Source organism: Mycoplasma zalophidermidis, from assembly GCF_024742155.1.
In the GTDB taxonomy this organism is placed as follows: domain Bacteria; phylum Bacillota_I; class Bacilli_A; order Mycoplasmatales; family Metamycoplasmataceae; genus Mycoplasmopsis; species Mycoplasmopsis zalophidermidis.
The window spans coordinates 47,835-65,580 of the sequence record NZ_JANSFS010000002.1 but is presented as its reverse complement, the minus strand read 5'-3'; the positions used below and the strand labels follow the sequence as shown (position 1 = coordinate 65,580).

Annotated in this window: 19 protein-coding genes; 16 read left to right on the top strand and 3 right to left on the bottom strand. The window is 28.4% G+C overall.

From position 1 onward, the window contains the following. Nucleotides 1–107 precede the first annotated feature (107 nt). From NW238_RS01510 to rplS, 11 genes are all read left to right on the top strand, one after another. Nucleotides 108–1,325, top strand: a complete 1,218-nt coding sequence (locus tag NW238_RS01510) for an ATP-binding cassette domain-containing protein (protein WP_216505323.1) — start codon at nucleotides 108–110, stop codon at nucleotides 1,323–1,325. Then, entirely contained in the window at nucleotides 1,312–2,271 is a 960-nt protein-coding gene (locus tag NW238_RS01505) for a carbohydrate ABC transporter permease (protein ID WP_216505324.1), read from the top strand. The genes NW238_RS01510 and NW238_RS01505 overlap by 14 nt, the downstream gene beginning before the upstream one ends. Continuing rightward, on the top strand, nucleotides 2,264–3,067 hold the full coding sequence (locus tag NW238_RS01500) for an ABC transporter permease subunit (protein WP_216505325.1): 804 nt from the start codon (nucleotides 2,264–2,266) through the stop codon (nucleotides 3,065–3,067). Before NW238_RS01505 ends, NW238_RS01500 begins: the two co-directional genes overlap by 8 nt. A 193-nt stretch (nucleotides 3,068–3,260) precedes the next feature. Next, a complete protein-coding gene (locus NW238_RS01495) occupies nucleotides 3,261–5,078 on the top strand; it encodes a P68 family surface lipoprotein (RefSeq protein WP_216505326.1) in 1,818 nt (605 codons plus the stop codon). Nucleotides 5,079–5,152: 74 nt separating this feature from the next. After that, the gene (locus NW238_RS01490; RefSeq protein WP_216505327.1) at nucleotides 5,153–5,962 is read left to right on the top strand and encodes a Cof-type HAD-IIB family hydrolase; all 810 of its coding nucleotides are present in this window, start codon (nucleotides 5,153–5,155) and stop codon (nucleotides 5,960–5,962) included. An 8-nt stretch (nucleotides 5,963–5,970) separates the two neighbouring features. Further along, nucleotides 5,971–7,293: a C1 family peptidase gene (locus tag NW238_RS01485; protein ID WP_216567789.1), complete on the top strand. Its 1,323-nt coding sequence runs from the start codon at nucleotides 5,971–5,973 to the stop codon at nucleotides 7,291–7,293. A gap of 99 nt (nucleotides 7,294–7,392) precedes the next feature. Continuing rightward, the gene (locus tag NW238_RS01480) at nucleotides 7,393–8,211 is read left to right on the top strand and encodes an HAD-IIB family hydrolase (RefSeq protein ID WP_216505329.1); all 819 of its coding nucleotides are present in this window, start codon (nucleotides 7,393–7,395) and stop codon (nucleotides 8,209–8,211) included. 237 nt (nucleotides 8,212–8,448) lie between these two features. Next, the gene (locus tag NW238_RS03625) at nucleotides 8,449–8,625 is read left to right on the top strand and encodes a TM2 domain-containing protein (RefSeq protein WP_373422548.1); all 177 of its coding nucleotides are present in this window, start codon (nucleotides 8,449–8,451) and stop codon (nucleotides 8,623–8,625) included. 222 nt (nucleotides 8,626–8,847) lie between these two features. Next, nucleotides 8,848–9,117: a 30S ribosomal protein S16 gene (gene rpsP, locus NW238_RS01475; RefSeq protein WP_216505330.1), complete on the top strand. Its 270-nt coding sequence runs from the start codon at nucleotides 8,848–8,850 to the stop codon at nucleotides 9,115–9,117. Continuing rightward, nucleotides 9,117–9,800, top strand: a complete 684-nt coding sequence (gene trmD, locus NW238_RS01470; protein ID WP_216505331.1) for a tRNA (guanosine(37)-N1)-methyltransferase TrmD — start codon at nucleotides 9,117–9,119, stop codon at nucleotides 9,798–9,800. The genes rpsP and trmD overlap by 1 nt, the downstream gene beginning before the upstream one ends. Then, nucleotides 9,790–10,146 (top strand): 50S ribosomal protein L19, encoded by a 357-nt coding sequence (gene rplS, locus NW238_RS01465; RefSeq protein ID WP_171111485.1) that lies wholly within the window; start codon nucleotides 9,790–9,792, stop codon nucleotides 10,144–10,146. Before trmD ends, rplS begins: the two co-directional genes overlap by 11 nt. A 60-nt stretch (nucleotides 10,147–10,206) precedes the next feature. On the opposite strand, the gene NW238_RS01460 is transcribed toward rplS, so the two are convergent. Then, a complete protein-coding gene (locus NW238_RS01460; protein WP_216505332.1) occupies nucleotides 10,207–10,995 on the bottom strand; it encodes an MAGa3780 family membrane protein in 789 nt (262 codons plus the stop codon). 57 nt (nucleotides 10,996–11,052) lie between these two features. Beyond that, on the bottom strand, nucleotides 11,053–11,643 hold the full coding sequence (locus NW238_RS01455) for a hypothetical protein (protein ID WP_258451678.1): 591 nt from the start codon (nucleotides 11,641–11,643) through the stop codon (nucleotides 11,053–11,055). Nucleotides 11,644–11,747: 104 nt separating this feature from the next. On the opposite strand from NW238_RS01455, the gene NW238_RS01450 reads away from it, so the two are divergent. The 3 genes from NW238_RS01450 to hinT are packed head-to-tail and all read left to right on the top strand — an operon-like array spanning nucleotide 11,748 to nucleotide 15,611. Beyond that, complete coding sequence (locus NW238_RS01450) at nucleotides 11,748–13,976, top strand: HinT-interacting membrane complex protein P80 (RefSeq protein WP_216567790.1); 2,229 nt, start codon at nucleotides 11,748–11,750, stop codon at nucleotides 13,974–13,976. A 10-nt stretch (nucleotides 13,977–13,986) separates the two neighbouring features. Beyond that, nucleotides 13,987–15,294, top strand: coding sequence for a HinT-interacting membrane complex lipoprotein P60 (locus NW238_RS01445; RefSeq protein WP_216505335.1), 1,308 nt, complete (start codon nucleotides 13,987–13,989; stop codon nucleotides 15,292–15,294). Next, on the top strand, nucleotides 15,294–15,611 hold the full coding sequence (hinT, locus tag NW238_RS01440) for a histidine triad protein HinT (RefSeq protein ID WP_216505336.1): 318 nt from the start codon (nucleotides 15,294–15,296) through the stop codon (nucleotides 15,609–15,611). Before NW238_RS01445 ends, hinT begins: the two co-directional genes overlap by 1 nt. 89 nt (nucleotides 15,612–15,700) lie before the next feature. On the opposite strand, the gene NW238_RS01435 is transcribed toward hinT, so the two are convergent. Beyond that, on the bottom strand, nucleotides 15,701–16,279 hold the full coding sequence (locus tag NW238_RS01435) for a thymidine kinase (RefSeq protein ID WP_216505337.1): 579 nt from the start codon (nucleotides 16,277–16,279) through the stop codon (nucleotides 15,701–15,703). A gap of 160 nt (nucleotides 16,280–16,439) precedes the next feature. Here NW238_RS01435 and NW238_RS01430 point away from each other — a divergent pair, with 160 nt between their 5' ends. Beyond that, a complete protein-coding gene (locus NW238_RS01430; protein ID WP_258451677.1) occupies nucleotides 16,440–17,075 on the top strand; it encodes an AEC family transporter in 636 nt (211 codons plus the stop codon). Beyond that, nucleotides 17,027–17,704 (top strand): AEC family transporter, encoded by a 678-nt coding sequence (locus NW238_RS01425; RefSeq protein ID WP_258451676.1) that lies wholly within the window; start codon nucleotides 17,027–17,029, stop codon nucleotides 17,702–17,704. Before NW238_RS01430 ends, NW238_RS01425 begins: the two co-directional genes overlap by 49 nt. Nucleotides 17,705–17,746 lie beyond the last annotated feature (42 nt).

Below are 17,746 nucleotides of genomic sequence, written 5' to 3'. Positions count from 1 at the left end.
TATTATTGAAAAACGTGTGAAATATTTAAAAATTTTTATTATTTTTTAATATAAAAAATTTATAAAAAATAATAATCTATTAATATAACAATTATAATTCATGTATTATGAATAAATCTATAAGCGATAAATATCATTTAATTAATATAAAAAATCTTAAATTTAAGTACAAAAAAAATCAAGATTTTTATGATTTGGATATTAATGAATTACGAATTAAAGGAAACCAAATTGTTTCATTGTTAGGTCCGTCCGGTTCAGGGAAAACGACTCTTTTAAATTTGTTGTTAGGTTATTTAAAACCAACAGAAGGTGAAATAATAATTAAAGATAATCCTAAAACACACGAAATAGCATATATCATGCAAGAAAATTCTATTTATGAAAACGTATCTGTTTTTGACAACATATTTTTAAGCGCAAAAAACTATCAAAAATGAGTTGATAGTGTTCGTATTGAGTATTTTGATGAATACTTTAGTGAGAATCAAAATGACAAGTTATTTGCCTTCTATTTGAACTATGTTAATTCAACAGTTGCCCCAATACAAAGAGAATATGTAAAAAAATGAAGATGATTCAAATTTGTTTGAAAACTATTTTGAGATAAAAAAGTTAAAAATAAATTTAAAATTTTGCATGATATAAAAATAAAAAATCTTTTCAAAAAAGAATTGAATATTGTTGCTAAAAAGTTAGGAATTGATGAACTACTTAATAAAAATGTTAATGAGCTTTCGGGTGGTCAAAAGCAACGGGTTGCTTTTGCAAAAGGAATAATTAAAAAAACAAAATTGGTACTAATGGATGAGCCATTTAGCGCCTTAGATGCCAAAATAAAAGAATCAACCATTGATTGATTATTGAAAATAAAGAAAGAGTTCAATTTAAGTATTGTTATTGTCACTCATGATCAACACGATGCTTTAAAAATAAGCGATAAGATTATTCTACTTGATAAAGGAGTTGTTCAACAATATAGCACCGGAGATAAAATGTACGAAAACCCGCAAAATCTTTTTGTTGCGAAATTTATCGGTTCTCCAGAAATTAATTTTATTGAAACTAAAGGTGATTACTCATACTATATTAGACAAAACAAAATCGAATTAAACGCTGTTAGAAATGGTAAATATAAAATAACAGGCAAAAAACATTTCGGAGATTCTGTTCTTTATTATGTCGAAATCGACCCAAATTTGGTATGACAAATTGTTTTGAAAAATGAAGATATTAGAATCAATCAAAGGGTAAATATCAAATATATGAATTCTGATGTGTTAGTTTTCAACAAAAACGGAGATAGAATCTATGGCAAAAACTAAATTTAAGAAAGAAACTATTTTCAAAGTTATTCAAATTATTCTTTTTATGCTTCCTTTACTAATTTGTATCTTGATGTTTACTATTTTGCCTATCGCTGATACATTTAGCAAATCGTTGCAATATCATCCATATGAATCAAATCAGACAATTACTACTATTAATTTTAAAAATTATGAAAAAGTGTTTATTGATCCTGATTTTCCTTCTGCAATATTAAACTCAACAATGGTCCTGATTTTAGGAACGAGTATTTCAATTTTATTGGCGTTTGGTTTTGCAATCATTATTGAAACATTGATTCTTAAAACAGCACGAAATGTTTTTTTGTCTTTAATATATTCACAATTTTTTATTTCAAGTTTCGCTGTGGGCGTATCATTTATTTTCCTTTTTGGACCCAAAAACGTGTTCTTTCGTTTATTTGGATTTGATGGTGTTAGTTTTACTACTGGTTCCTATAAATTTCCAATTTGAGTTTATTATTCATTGTTTCAGATCTGAAGGTCATTACCATTCAATTTAATTTTGTTTGCTTCTGCAATAAACAAGGCAAACGCCAAATATTTTAAATTAATGAAAAACGATAATATCCGCTTATTTGAAATAATTAGACACATCTACATCAAAGAAGTTTCAAAAATATTTTTCACTATTATTTTTACTAATTTTATTTTTGCCAGTTTGTTATATCCACAAGCAATTTTAGACCAAACAACGTTTGATTTTTCAACAAATAAAGCCCACACAATCACTTCCTTTGTTTTAGATTTTATGGGAGCTGACAGGAAAATTTATAATCCGCAAAAAGCTTATGCTGCCGCTTTCTTTGGGTTTATATATTTACTATTTTTACTATTATTAATGTTGGTTTTTCGCCCAGCAAACATAAAAAGAATTATCTTTAAATTGAAAACAATTCGCTCAAAAAGAGGTAGTCATGTTTAAAAAAATAACAAAAGAGATAATTAAATACATTGTTATAGGTTTTTTATGTGTTTTGATTTTATTTCCTCTTTACTATTTACTATTGTTATCATTAAAATCTAATTCAGGAGTTATAGCTAACAATAATAGTTTGTTGATTTCTGAATTTACTTGATCAAATTTTGGTTTGGTTTTAAAAAACAATTTTCTTTGAGCATTTTTATACACTTTATTGTTTAGTTTTATATTAATAATAGTAAGAATAACTATTTATTCATTAGCAATTGCGGGTTTGTTAAAAATGAATAAAGTATTTCAAAAAACTTTTTTATACTTTTTTATAATGATAAGTTTAATTCCCGAGTTTACAATCTATTTAAGTTTGACTAAGTTATTAATTAAGTGAGATTTAAAACATACATTCTTTGCGGCAATAACAAATGCAATATTTTCATTCTTTGTCTTTACATATATATTTAATATTGCAAAAGATGTTAAAAATAATAAACATAAGCTGATGGTTAACGATAATTTAAAATGACATCAAAAAATCTGGTATGTATATTTTCCTAAACTTAGACTTGCATATGTATTATTAATTGTGTTTACTTTTATTAGTGTTTGAAATGATTATTTATGACCGTTGTTTCTCTTAAGGGGAACAAGTGTAACAAATATAACCATATGATATTTGAATGTAGGACACCAAGGAACATTTAATTTTCCAAATCTGCAAGCAGCTGGAGCGTTCCTGTCAATTATAATTCCCATTGCAATTTACGGTATTTTTGCAAAAAAAATTAATTCACTTAACTAAACACGGCTATAAGTCGTGTTTTAACTGGAATTTTTCCATAACTTTAGTTTCATATTATATATATTAATATTAATTAATGTACCTTTTTTAGGGAACTAATTCCAGTTTTTACTAATCAACGTATAAAACGTGTGTTTTAATTTAATTAATGGGGTTATAATAAAAAAGTAATTATTACGTTTAGGAGAAAAAAATGAAAACAAGAAATAAGATTTTATTTTCTGTATTACCAGTGATTTCAAGTGTGCCGGTATTAGCGGCATCTTGTTCTGGTAATGAACAAAAAACCGACAAAAAAGTAATTTTTTCAATGGCACATTCAAAAACATGGCCACTTCCATTGGCTTTAAATCCATTGATTGATTATTACAATGACTTTCATAAAAACGAAAAAGGATTCATAAAAGTTGAACCACTATACGCTGAAACAACCAAAATATATAAAGAATTTGATTTGATAAAAGATGTTAAACAAAATATTGAAACTGGTGAAATCAGTAAATTACCAAACCTTATTTTAGGAGCTCAAGCAAGTGCATACATTCTTAACCAAGGTAAAGATTTACTTGACTTAAATTCATACGGTGTTAATAAAGCATTATTCTCGACAAAAATTGCAAACCTACATGCAAAACTAGCAGGTCAAGATAATACGGACAAGATTTATAACATACCTTTTGACAATGCTGACACTGATGCATTGCTATTTAATTTAGACTTAATGAATTTAATCTTTGAGTTAATTAAACAAGGCGGAGGCCAAGTAGATGAAGCTTCGGATATTTATTTAAAAGCATTAGAAGCTTCCAAAAAAGGAAATGATGTTCCCACAAACAGTATCTTTAAAGCATTGAAGGTTAAAGAAAATGCATTTAAAGATTGAAAAGTTAATGATGAGACATTTAAATCAATTGAATCAATCAGAAAATTTAGTAAAAAATTTCATGATGGCGTTGAATTAGATTCATCAAAAATTAATAAAAAAACAATCGATGGTGAAGTTTTATCAATTGATTATCAAGATCAGGTATTTATTAAAGAATTGACCGAAAACAACAAAAATAAAAGTATTTTTTCATTAGAAAAAACAAACGATAAAAATGAACCTACTAAGGTCAAATACAATATTGTTACTGATGAAGGAATTAAATCTAACTTTACCAATTTATGAAACTCTTATAAAGACACTGTTGCAAGACAAGAATTTACCGAAGGTGAATCAAAACATTCATTTTACAGTATAAAATATATGAAAAATCAACTAGCAGAATGAGGAAACTGAGACATTTTACAATATAAAACAGCAATTAGTTTTGCTGCAAGCGTTGGCGCTAATATGTCAAAACAAACTGTCTGAGCTCACAAATACTTTGTTGAATTGGCTAAAGCAGCTACAGAAGAACAATACAAAACATTTTCGACTGATGATGATGTTCTTCTAAAAGGACAAGTATTGTCTACAGGTAAAAAAGTATTTAGTGAAGGCGGTTCAAGCTTAATTCCAATTAAGTCAAGCGATAACGAATTAAATGATGCAACCGCAAAATTTGTGAAATGATTATATAATGGTAAAAATGACTTATTACAAAAAGGGAAAATGGAAGATAACTGAAAAACATTCGCTAAAACTTCAGGCTATATAATTCCTTTAAAATCGGTAATTAATGAAGATGGTTTTGATTGAATCAACCAAGAAATTACTAACTTGACAAAAAGTGTTAAAGAAAATGAAACTAAATTGAGTACTCTCGATGAAAAGCAAAAAGCTAAATGAGTATCTGATTCATTAGCTATTAACTACTTAAAATCAGCAAAAGTTTCTCTAGAATCAATGTTACTATTTGAAAAAGAAAACGATATTGTCGCTGTGGATAATGCCTTAAACGATAAAACAAGCAGTATTATGAGTATTATCGACAAAGAATTATTGAAACAAACAAATAAGGATAAAGAAGACAGTAAATCAGCTGAAGAAATGATAGAAGCGTTTAAAACATCTATAGCAAAATAACGCCTAGCACACCAAAAGGTGTGCTTTTTGTTAAATTTATTTCTATTGATATATAAATAAGCTATATTTTTAATATGAATATAAATGCAATTGAAGGATATTTTATCGATTTAGACGGAACTATGCTAGACTCAACACCTGAGCAAGGTTACATTTCTGCTGAAAATTTGCAATTCCTAAAAGAATTACAAAAGACTAAACCGGTTGTAATTTCGACTGGAAGATCTCCTAAAGGTGCAGTTGAAGATATAATGAAATTGCTTGGTGCTTCATATGCTGTTTGTTCCACAGGATCTGTTATTGTCGATAAAAAAGGCAGAGAAATTCACAGTGTTTTTTTTGATAATTCGACCAAAACGTCATTACTTCAATACTTTATGTATAGAGGATTCAATTTCATTTTAAACGGAGTTGATAATATATATTACAAAGAAAACTTTAATTGAGATAAAAGGAATTGAGTAGTCCGATTTAATAAAGTGAAATATAATTTACTAGATATTAATCAACAAGTTCGTCAAATACTAGTGTTTGGACCAGAAATTGAAGAAATTACAAAACTAGCTGACTTTATCGAAGGTAATTGACCACAATTAAGCACTCATACAGTTTCTGGCGGTTATTCACTTGAGATAACTCATAATACTGCCACAAAAGGAACGGGAAATGAGTATGTCGCTAACCTACTCGGCTTAAATATCAAAAAATGTGTCCACATAGGTGATTCAAGAAACGATTTATTGGCCTTACCACAGACAGGAATTTTAGTCGCAATGGATAATGCTGAAGGAGAACTAAAAAATGTTGCCAACTTTATTGGTTTTGACTTTAAAAATGGTGGTCTTGCTAAAACTATAAAAAAATTTGAAAAAGAATATAAATAGGAGAAAATATGGAATTAGAAATGAAAAATGTAAAGAAATTTTACAAAAACTATAAAAAAAATAATACTAATAAATTAATTGAAAATGCCGTAACCAAAAACGGTGTCTTAAACGCTACATACAATAATGAAGTGAGAGCTTTCCACAACAATGAATTTAGTGATCAAACTAAAAAAGGTGGCATTACTAACCAAAAATCTTCGGGTAGATGTTGAATTTTTGCTGCCTTAAATGTTTTAAAACCAATAACAATGAAAAAATTAAATGTAGAAAGTTTTGAATATTCTCAAGCTTACACAATGTTCTGAGAAAAAATGGAAAAAGCCAATACTTATCTTTCATTAATAATTCAACACCCTGAATTAGATTTTCAAGATAGATTGTTTGAATTGTTTTTAGGATTTGGACATCAAGATGGGGGATATTGAGAATGAGCAGAAGCGCTAATTACTAAATATGGCGTTGTGCCAAAAAGTGTAATGCCCGAAACATTCAGCTCGTCTAACACTTCACAATTAAACGACGTTTTACAAATTTGTTTATATAACGCCACACTTGAATTGAGATCTTTAGTGAAAAACGGAGCTACCGAAAACGAAGCAAACTCAGTCAAAGAACAAGCACTAAACAAAGTTTTTGAAATATGTGCTAAAGCACTTGGTTTACCTCCGGTTGAATTTGACTTTGAGTACCGTGATAAAGATAAAAAATTCAAAAAAATATCAAAAATTACACCATTAAAATGACTAAAAAAATATACTTCGGAAGATTACAGAAAATTGGTAAATTTATATGCCGACCCGCGTGATATTTACCCTAAAAATACAATGTTAGCCGCTAAATACTTTAGGGGTCCGATTGAATCAAAAACTTTGTCATTTATTAATGTAGATATGAGCGAAATCAAATCTGCTCTAATAAAAAGTATTAAAGCTGGCGAACCAGTTTGATTTGCATGCGATATGGGGCCACAAATCGATTCTAAAGTTGGCATTATGGATACAAAACTTTATCAAATTGATGAAGCGTTCGGTTTGAATAATAAATTAACCAAAGCTGATAAATTAAACATGAAATTATCTGTCCCAAATCACGCAATGACTTTTGTTGGAGTTGACTTAGACGAAAATAATAACCCAATTAAATGAGAAGTAGAAAACTCATGAGGAGATGACAAGGGAGCTAAAGGATACTTTTCAATGTCTGATTCATGATTTAACGAATATGTTTACAGTATCATAGTTAATCCAAAATATGTTTCACAAGACACGTTAAATGCTCAATTAAAAGAACCAATTGAAATTGAACCTTGAGACCCTCTTTCAATGTAATTTGTTACAAAAAAGGTAGCCTAATACTATCTTTTTTTGTATTCATGTGTAAAAAAATATTATTATTATCTTTTTGTTTATAGGTATAATTTCGGCACTATGGAAAAAATAAAAAACAAAGCGAAAGCTTACTTCATTGATTTAGATGGAACCTTTTTAGATAAACCTTTTGGGCATGGTACGGTAAGTGATATTAATATACAAGTTGCCCATAAAGTTAACAAAACTAAACCAGTAATTTTTTCAACTGGGCGTGGAAATACTAAATTGACAATGGATATTGTTCATAAAGTTGGTTCTCCCTATGCCGTTTGTTTAAATGGGGCGTTAATAGTAGACAAAGACAACAATGTTTTATATCGAAAAACTATGGATAAAAATATTACGTTAGAAGTTTTAGATATTTTTAAGAAAAACAATATGTTTATTTTTGTTAATGGCATTATGACTATGTATCATTCTGGCAATTTAGACAGCGAATTTATGAAAGAATGAGCTATGAAATGTGAAAAAAAAGACTATTCAATGATTCCAAATGATATTGAATTTTCAAAATTATTAGTTTTTGGTTTAAATCGTGAAAATACAAAAATTTTGTGAGAACAGTTATCAAATAAATTTCCACAATTAGCATTTTATTTGGTTTCTAATGGTTGAACTATTGAAGTTGGTCCTCTAGATGCAAATAAAGGAATTGCTAATAGAGAAGTTTGCAATTATTTAAACATCAATCCGCAAGAAGCCTATCATATCGGCGATTCCGCTAACGATGTACCTGCAAAAAAATATTTAGGTAAATTTATAGCAATGAATGGTTCTCTTGATTTTGTTAAGAAGCAAGCTGATTATGTTGCTTGTGATTATATAGATGCGGGATTATCCAAAGTTTTAATTGAACTAGAGGATCTAGATAATTAAAAACAAGACTTAATTAAGTCTTGTTTTTTTGTTCGTTATGCGTTGCATAATCTTGAATGTTTTATATTTTTATGAAAATTTCCCAGATTTAAATCATTTTATATAAAAAATGATTTTTTTATAGTTTTTTGCTTCCTAAAAAAAAAAAAAAAAAATGTATCATGTAGGTGTAAAAAAATAAAAAAGGAGAAAAAAAATGCAAAAAAGTAGATTGGTATTATTTTTTTAGCTCTATTCTTGGGCTGATTAGGAATCGATAGATTTTACGCAGTGCGGCCAAAATATGCCTTTATAAAATTATTCACATTCGGATTATTTGGAATTTGATGAATTATTGATATTTTCATGGCTCTATTTGGGTGAATGAGAGACGGAAATGGTCAAATAATTCATAAATGAACATATAAGAAATAATATAAAATGGTAATTAATTTACCGAATATTAGTGAAATTAATTACCAACAACTTATTGATATTATATTTTATAATGTAAAGCAAAAATACTTTACATTTTTTCTTTTTATTTATAAATATTATATTAAAATATAAATGCAATTTGCTTGATGTCAAGCACTTGCGCTTGACAGTAATTGTCCAACAAATAAATAGATTTGTATAAAAATAAGGAGAAATCTTATGGTAAAAATTAGATTAAAAAGAACCGGATCTAAATTTAACGCACAATACAAAATTGTTGCCGCAGATGCGCGTTCACCACGTGACGGTAGATTTATTGAAGCATTAGGTCAATACAACCCTCACACAAAAGAATTCTTTATTAAAGAAGAATTAGTGCAAAAATGAGTAGATAATGGTGCTCAATTAACACAAGTTGTTCACGACTTATTCAGAAAACACGGCTTAAATGAAAAACTTGCTAAAAATTCAAAACACCAATCTAAATAATGAAAATTAATTTTTTGACTCTTTTCCCAAATTATTTCAAACCCTTTGTAGGGGAATCAATAATCTCCAAAGCAATAGCTAGAGGATTAATTGATATTGAAGTAATTGACTTTAGATTATTCAGCAAGGATAAACATCATAAGGTTGATGATGAAATTTATGGTGGAGGCCATGGCTTATTATTACAAGTTGAGCCAATTGATTTAGCTCTAGATTCACTCAAACAAAGAGGTGGTTATAAAATTTTGGTTACCCCTCAAGGAAAAAAATTTGACCAATCTATTGCTAATAGACTCGCAAACGAGAAAGAAATTACCTTTATTTCCGGACGTTATGAAGGATTTGACGAAAGAATTGTTGAATTGGTAGATGAAGAAATTTCAATTGGGGATTATGTTTTAACTGGAGGAGAATTACCTTCGATGGTTATGGCAGATTCAATAATTAGACTTGTACCTGGGGTAATCAAAGATGAATCCCATCAATTTGATTCATTTCAAAATGATGGGTTGTTAGATTATCCTCAATATACACGTCCACGAGAATATAAGGGAATGAAAGTACCTGAAGTATTATTCAATGGCAACCATGCTGAAATTCAAAAGTGAAAAAAAGAAGCTCAATACAACAAAACATTAAAAAATAGACCCGATATTATCGAAAGGATTAATAATGAGAAGTAAATTAATTGAATTAGTAGAACAAAGTCAATTACGTAAAGATCACCCAGATTTTCGTGTTGGCGATAATGTTAAAGTATATGTTCGTATCCGTGAAGGAGAAAAAGAACGTATTCAAATTTTTGAAGGTTTAGTAATTAGTAAAACTGAATCAGGAACTCGTGAAAACTTTACTGTTAGAAAAATATCATTTGGTATTGGGGTTGACAGAACATTCCCATTGCACTCACCATTTGTTGCACAAATCGAAGTTGTACGTTCAAACAAAGTTCGTCGTGCTAAATTAAACTACATTCGTCAAAGAAGCGGTAAATCAGCAAGACTTAAAGAAATTAAACGTAACAAATAATAACAATAATTACAACCATTTGGTTGTTTTTTTATATAAAAAATAACCATTTTCGAATGGCTATTTTTTACTAATGTGTCTTTTTTTCTGTATTTTAAAACAAATATTATTAGTATATTTGATTCGGTATACTGCTATCCAAAATAAACTAAATAGGACTGGTATAATTGCGCCTAGCACAAACATTAAAATGTCTAATATTATGATTAATAGAACATTTCCGCCTTTGTAGAATAGAGGGTTCACAAAATCAAGAAAACTATAAATAACCACACCTTTATTATTTTGATAAACATTGAAATTTGCGAAATAAACTATGAAGGCGAATAGGAAATATGCAAGAACTATACCTATCAATATACCAATGGTTTTGTTATTTACTGCAATTTCCTTTCTGACTAAATACAAGGTAATAAATCCTAATATTGGATTAATAGCATGTGTGATTAATGAGCGAATTGCACCATAAGGCTCAGATCAAGTTTTAGGGTTTCAAGATATTAATGCTCAATAAATTATAAAGGTTACTGTAATTAAAACTACGGACATAAAAAAGGCTTTTTTGAATTTTTGACTACCTTTAAAATGAGGAAACATTATCAACGTTATTCCTAAAAAGAAATTTGTTAGATAAGTAAAATAGAAAAAGGCATATACGTTTTTAAAAACTATTGAAATAACTGGTGTTCCATTATAACTGTCTTGACTGCTTGTATAAGTGAACGCATCTGCAATTGCAAAAGTTAATGATGTAATTAATACTATTAATCCAAATATTAAAAACAGTTTATTTAATTTATTTTTGTATAAGCAATTGTGTGAGTTTGTTTTATTATTGTTTTTTTTCATAATTGCATTATATAAATAAACCTTAAATTTAGAAATAATTATTCATTTTTAAATAAACTATCAAATGCTCATAATTTGTTTTTCGTTGAATGATGTAAAATATGGTATTTTTTCATCAAACACTGAAATATAACTCATTTCGTTTCAATTAAGGTCTTTAAATAAACAAAATTTATAAATGTTTGAACTTGTTATTAATCATTCGGTTGGACGATCATGGTAAAAAATATTTACCAAGTCGAGTTGGCTTATTCATAGTGATTTTCTCGCTTTTAACCGTAACAACAGCGATTTGGTATTATCGCCTCAATACAATAATCTTTGATATGTTCTTTTGTCTATTTTTTTTATGATTTTCTCACTAGAGGTGCCAATAATTATGTGAATAGAAATTTTAATATTTTCAAATTCAAAATAAGGTAGTAAAGATTTATTTTTACTTTTATAGTTTGCAAATTTAAATAATTCAGGTTTTCTTGAGGAAAGTTCTAGAAAATCATTTCAATAAACACATATCGAAAAGAAATTTTCGGGATTAGTGCCTTGTTTAGATGCTTGATAGGCAGCAGGACTAAGTGATCATTTAATATGCTCTTCATTTAATATGGTAATTAATTGGTATATTGCATTTTTTCTTTCGATTTTCATACGAATATTATAAATCATAACTGGTAAAAGCATATTATGTCTATTAATATTAAGTTTAGTATATAATATTAAAATCTTAATATGGATATGAAAGGAAATAATATATGGGAAAGAAAAAAGAAACCTTTTTTGAACGTTTGACTAGAAAAAACGCTCAACAAGAGGAAAATGCTAATCCAAAAACAAGAAAAACAAGAAATTGAAAATTTTGAGTAATTTCGTCAGTTCTTGTTGCATCTGTTGTTGCGGGTATTACTATTCCACTTGCGGCTAATAGTTTGATTAAAAATTATAATGATGCAATTTCTGATGATACTGAAATTCTTTCTTTTGATGTTGAAGGCCAAAAAGATAAATCAATTAAATTCAATATGTCTTCACTTAAGGGTGAAAACAGTTTAGAAAATGCTCAAAACCCTAAAACAGTTCTTGAACAAGCCTTTAAGCAAGCTATTTTTTATTTATATAATGAGGAAGTTAAAGCATCTAAAGAATATCAAAGATTATGAAATTCATCACGTAGCGAAGACGACAAAGAAAGAAATGATATTGCGTTGAAGGATATCGATTCATTAAAACAAAAACACGAAAACTTATTATTGGATTACAAAGCGCAATTTGTAAAGTCTTTTGGATACTCAAAATGAGAGGCTGCCTTTAATGATTTTCTAATTAAAAATTACAATGGAGCCAAAACAATTCAAGAGGCTGTGGATCTTAAAGTTTATTCAGAAATTCAACACGACGCCCTACGTCGTTTCAGACTTAACTCGCAGTTCAACATTAAAGATATTGATAGAGTTGCATCAAATGATATTTATAAAATTGATGATTCGGGAAAACTAACAAACGAGATTCTATTCAAAAAAGGTGAAAGAGTATTTCCATTTTTCAAAAAAGATGTTAACTATTTTGAAATAAAAGATATTAAAGAAAAAATGACATTTATGACCGATAGTTATGTTGTGGCAGTTAATAATGACCCGAATAACTACAATAATGAATACAAGAATGCTGATAAATTTATCACTCATTTTTTAAGAAACAATAATCCATTCTTAGTTTCTCAATTTACATTCCCTGGTGTTGCCCCTGATAAAAAAGAATCAGACAAAGAAACAAAATGAACAATCGATAAGAAAACATTCAAAAAGATGATGTTTTACTGACCGGCAGCTGAACAAAAACCTTTTGACGGAGCAATTTCTTTTGAAAAAATTAATTTAGGATTTAAAAGTTATGATGAATATGTAAAAATGACCGAATCAGATAAAACAAACGAACTAAATAAGAAAATTGTTGAATTTAGTACCGTATTAAGCCACCTTTCATCTGATGATGAAGAAATTAAAAAGAATTGAGGTTCATCAGGGCTTACTTCTATAACAGAATTATTTAAAAAAGGTGGAGATGATACTCTTAAAGCATTTTCAACGCTTGACAATTTACTATATAACAATGAGCAAATTCCAGAAGTAGACTTATTTGGCACCTTCACAACTATTAGAAATAATATTATTAAGGAATTCAATATTACTAATCCAATTAGCGATATTAAATCAGCATCTGACAGACAAGCAGCACAAAATTTAATTGGCCAATTTAACGAAGAAATTAAGAAAGTCTTTGATGAAGCAAGCGATGTTAAAAAAATTGGCTTAACTACTGATAAATTTAATGATTTAGTGGTCAAACCTATAACAGAATTGTTTGAAAAAGACGGAAAAATTAGCACAGTTTACAAACTAAAAGGTGACAATAATACTCGTGTTATTCTTTCATCTAAAGGTATCACCTTGCTTAAAATGAAAAATATTGATGAATTTAAAACACAAGATTTAAATTCGCAAGAATTAGTAATTAAAGACATGATTAAGAAAGATTTCTATCTTTCAAATAAATACAAAAACAGTATTAATGGGAAAAAATACAATGCTTTAAGTTTGATTAATAATTCAATGACTTCACCAGACATTGTTTTAGGCCAAATGTTAAAGAATCCTGATTTTATAAATTATCTAAAACAACAAAATAATATATATGCAATCGATGAAAATGGTAATTTATTAGAAAATGTTAAATATTCAGACAAAGATATTAATGAGATTAAAGAACTAAATGAAAATATCGCTATTTCATTCAAGGCCAGAGAATCATTAGAATTAACAAAAGCTGTAGATAAATGAATGAAGGAAAGAGCCACGGCAAATTACGATGATTTATTTGAATTGAAAAATGATAAAGTTTACTTCAAAAAGAATAATTCAAATTACGGAAAAGATGCAAATTCAATGGTTTACGATGAATTATTGAAATTAAGAAAGGTTAAATAAGGTGATTAAAATGAAAAAAATTAATTTATTATTGGCTTCACCAGCTTTAGCTCTTCCGATTGCTGTAGTTTCTTGTGGACAAAATATTGATACAGCCGCAAAATTAAAACAAATAGAAGAAATCAAAAAATCAGCTCCTGAAATTTTAAAAAAAATATTCACTCATTCGACATTACTTTCACTTTATGATGTTAAAGTTGATGATTCGTCTAAAATTGAGGAAATTTACAAAAACACTTTTAACGATGAGGGTACTATCCTATTTAAAGACTCATGAAAAGCATTTCAGTTATATTCAAAAAATAAATTAGATGCAAATCCTTATTATTTTGCTGAAAAATTAAATGAATGAGTTGGTGATAAAACACTAAAAAATGATGAAATTCAAGTCCTTTCTGAATTCAAACCAGGGGATTTAGTACCGTTAAATAAATTTAAGATTTTGTGACTAAACGAAAAAACTGGAATTAGAGCTGATTTAGAAAAAATGTTAATTGTTAATAAGTACTTCCATATTAGCGATAAAGACAATTTAAAGAAAATTGACTCTAACTTTAAATATGATAAAGACTTAAAATTTGAATTAAATAATTATTTACTTTCTAAATATGCAGTCGATAAACAATATGCTCAAATCTGAACTAAAGACATTAGTGTAACAAATGATGACGACGATTTCTTCACCAACAAAAAAATAGCTACTGCTATTGATGGTGTTGATTCATTTAATACATTTTGAAAAGAGACCGACACAAAAAAACAACTTAATAGTGAAATTGAATTTGTGACTGGTCATGAAATAGACAAAAAACTATATGGGTACTCAGGGTTCAAACAACAAACTAACCAGTATTCATTAAAGTGAAGTTTTGATAGTTTGAAAACAAAACAACAAAAAGATTTATATGGTTTTTATGATGTTGTTAATGATCGTTTAGTTAATACTGAAATTGAATCTAATTTTGCATACAGTCCATATAAAAAGGAATCTACCGATAATAAAAAACCTGTTTTGGTTTATGTAAATCAAATCGCTCCGATTGGTGCAACAAACGAAACCGAACTTCCTAATACCGAAGCGGATGTAGATTCAAAAGATAAGAATAAAATGACAAAGGTTAAGTTACTTTCTTTTGAACAAACAATGTACAAGGATAAGTTAGATGTTTTAGCATATATTTTCTTCTTAAATGATTCTGAATTATTTGACAAGGCAATTAATAGCTTTGCAAAAATAGGCTACAAAATTAAAATTAATAAAACCAGCGAAGCTTTAAGAGAAATAGCTAAAGATATGCCATTTGTGGAGTTGATATAATGGATAATATTTTCTTAAACATAATCGAAGGAAAACTTGACGCCAAATTCTTATATAAAGATGAAAAGTGTGTAGCGTTCTATGATAAGTTCCCAGTTAATGAGGGTCACTTCTTAGTTGTTCCTAGAGTTAAATCTAAAAACATTACTGAGACAGATGATTCAACAGCAGCACACTTAATTAATGTTGCTCGTAAATTAGGAAAACAAGAAGTTCTTGATAAAGGTATTAGTGGGTTCAAAATTGTTATTAATACCGGCGCTTCAGCTGAACAATCAATTTTTCACACACATGTGCATGTTATTCCTTATAAGTAAAACAATAAAAAGTCGAATCTTAATTCGGCTTTTTATTATCCTATTTTGTGTAATTTTCTGTATGTTTAATAAAATTACAGATTCTTTAATTATTTATTATTTTTGGCCTTTTCCTTCTCACCTTTTATGTGGCATTGACGACATCGAGCCTCATATTCCGAATCTCCCAAAACATTTAAATCTTGGTTCGAAATCTTTCTGAATGAAAACCCAGCAGGTCTTTTGCAAACTACACAAACCGCTTTTAATTTACTTACTTCATCAGCAATGGCAATGATATGAGGCGTTATTCCAAATGGTTTTCTCAAAAAATCTAGATCCAAACCTGAAACCAGAACATTAACATCTTTGGCTAAAAGATATTCAATAACTTCTGGTAAATTTTCATCAAAAAAATTCATTTCGTCAATTGCAACCGCCCTATATTCAGGACTTCAAATTTCTAAAATTTCCTTAGAATTCTTAACATTTTGTGACTTTAATTTTGCTCCAGTTCGACTTACAAGTTCGCTATCACTGAATCTTGAATCAAATGTTGGTTTTATTACCAAAGTGTTAACTTCAGCTCATTTCAGTGTATTAACTCTTTTAAGCAATTCTTCCGTTTTTCCTGAAAACATTGGCCCAGTTATGACCTCTAATCAACCCTTTATATTTCCTCTATTCATAGTTTATCTATTATATGAAATGATTGACTAGATTTAACAAAATATTTTTTATATTTGAGCAGCGTGTATTTTTAAATTATTATATGAAAACATTTACGTTTTTCTTATTTATTAATTTCTATCTACTAAAATTAAATAAATAGACATTTTAGGAGGTCAAGTGCAACAATTTTTGAATATTATTACTTCACAGAGTATATATGGAGCGGTTTTTGCAACCTTAGTATTTGTTGGCATTGGTTTCGCCTGTTCTAAAAGTGGCTTAATCAGTTCTGAAATGAATATGAAACTTTCATTAACTACTATTAATTATTTTTTACCTGTGTTGTGTTTTGGTGCGTTTATGAAAAATGCTGAGTTTTCAAACATATCTACGATTCTAAAAGTTCTAATTACTGCTTTTGGATTCTATATTCTATTTGCCACATACGCAAAATTAGTCATAAATTATTGACCTAAATTGATTAGTAACAGAATCCAAAATAAAGCAATTTTAGCTTGAAAAAAAGCTGATAAACCTGGCGAATATAGCGCATATAAACAGGCTTATATAAGAAGTTATCAAGAAAGATTATTAGCGATTGAAATGATAATTGCTTATGGATCATTACAATACTTTGCGTTCCCATTAATTAAGAGTTTATCTGACACAAGCGGTGGGCAAAGTCTTATTTTTGAAGAATTTGCTATTGCATTATTGCAAATTTGAAATATTCCCTTTTTAATCGCCGTATCTACTCACATGCGATGTCTTACGCCGGTATTAAAATCAACAGAAAAGAACTTAAATCCTTAGGCAAAACTTTATTGCACCCTATGTTGATTACGCTATATATCTCTTTAATTTGTTACTTATTACAATTTGTGTTCCGAACTCAATTCATTGAACCTAACGCAACACTTGATAAAAGTTTGAATATTTCAAATTATGGTTATTATCAATGTGTTTATAATCCCGTGATTCATAAATCAATACCGCAAGAATTTTTACATCATTTTTGAGCAGCATTTCCTAAACAATTTCCAATGTTTGGAATGACTATTGCACTGGGAGTTGGGATTGTATCGCCGATTGCTTGAATTAACACAGGTGTGTCGTTACATTGTTCAAACGTTAAATCTGGTATTAAATCTTTATCTGTTTGAATGTGTGTTATTAGAAAATTAATTATAACTCCTTTAGTTATGCTTTTGGTAATTTCAATCCCTATGGTTTATACTAAATTTATTAACGTTTCGACTGGTGTCTTGTTTGTCTTGTTGATGGCCTGTCCTCCGGCAACTGCATGCGTTACCTACTCACTAGCGGCGAATCATAAAGAAATAGATTTCACTGCTCAGGTTTCATCACTCGCTACGTTATGTTGTCTACTTACTATTCCTTTGTGAGTTGTTAGTTCGTTCTGTGTTCTGTCAATTCTATAAATTTGAATGCAAAAACAGCTATGTATATAAATGTTAGCTGTT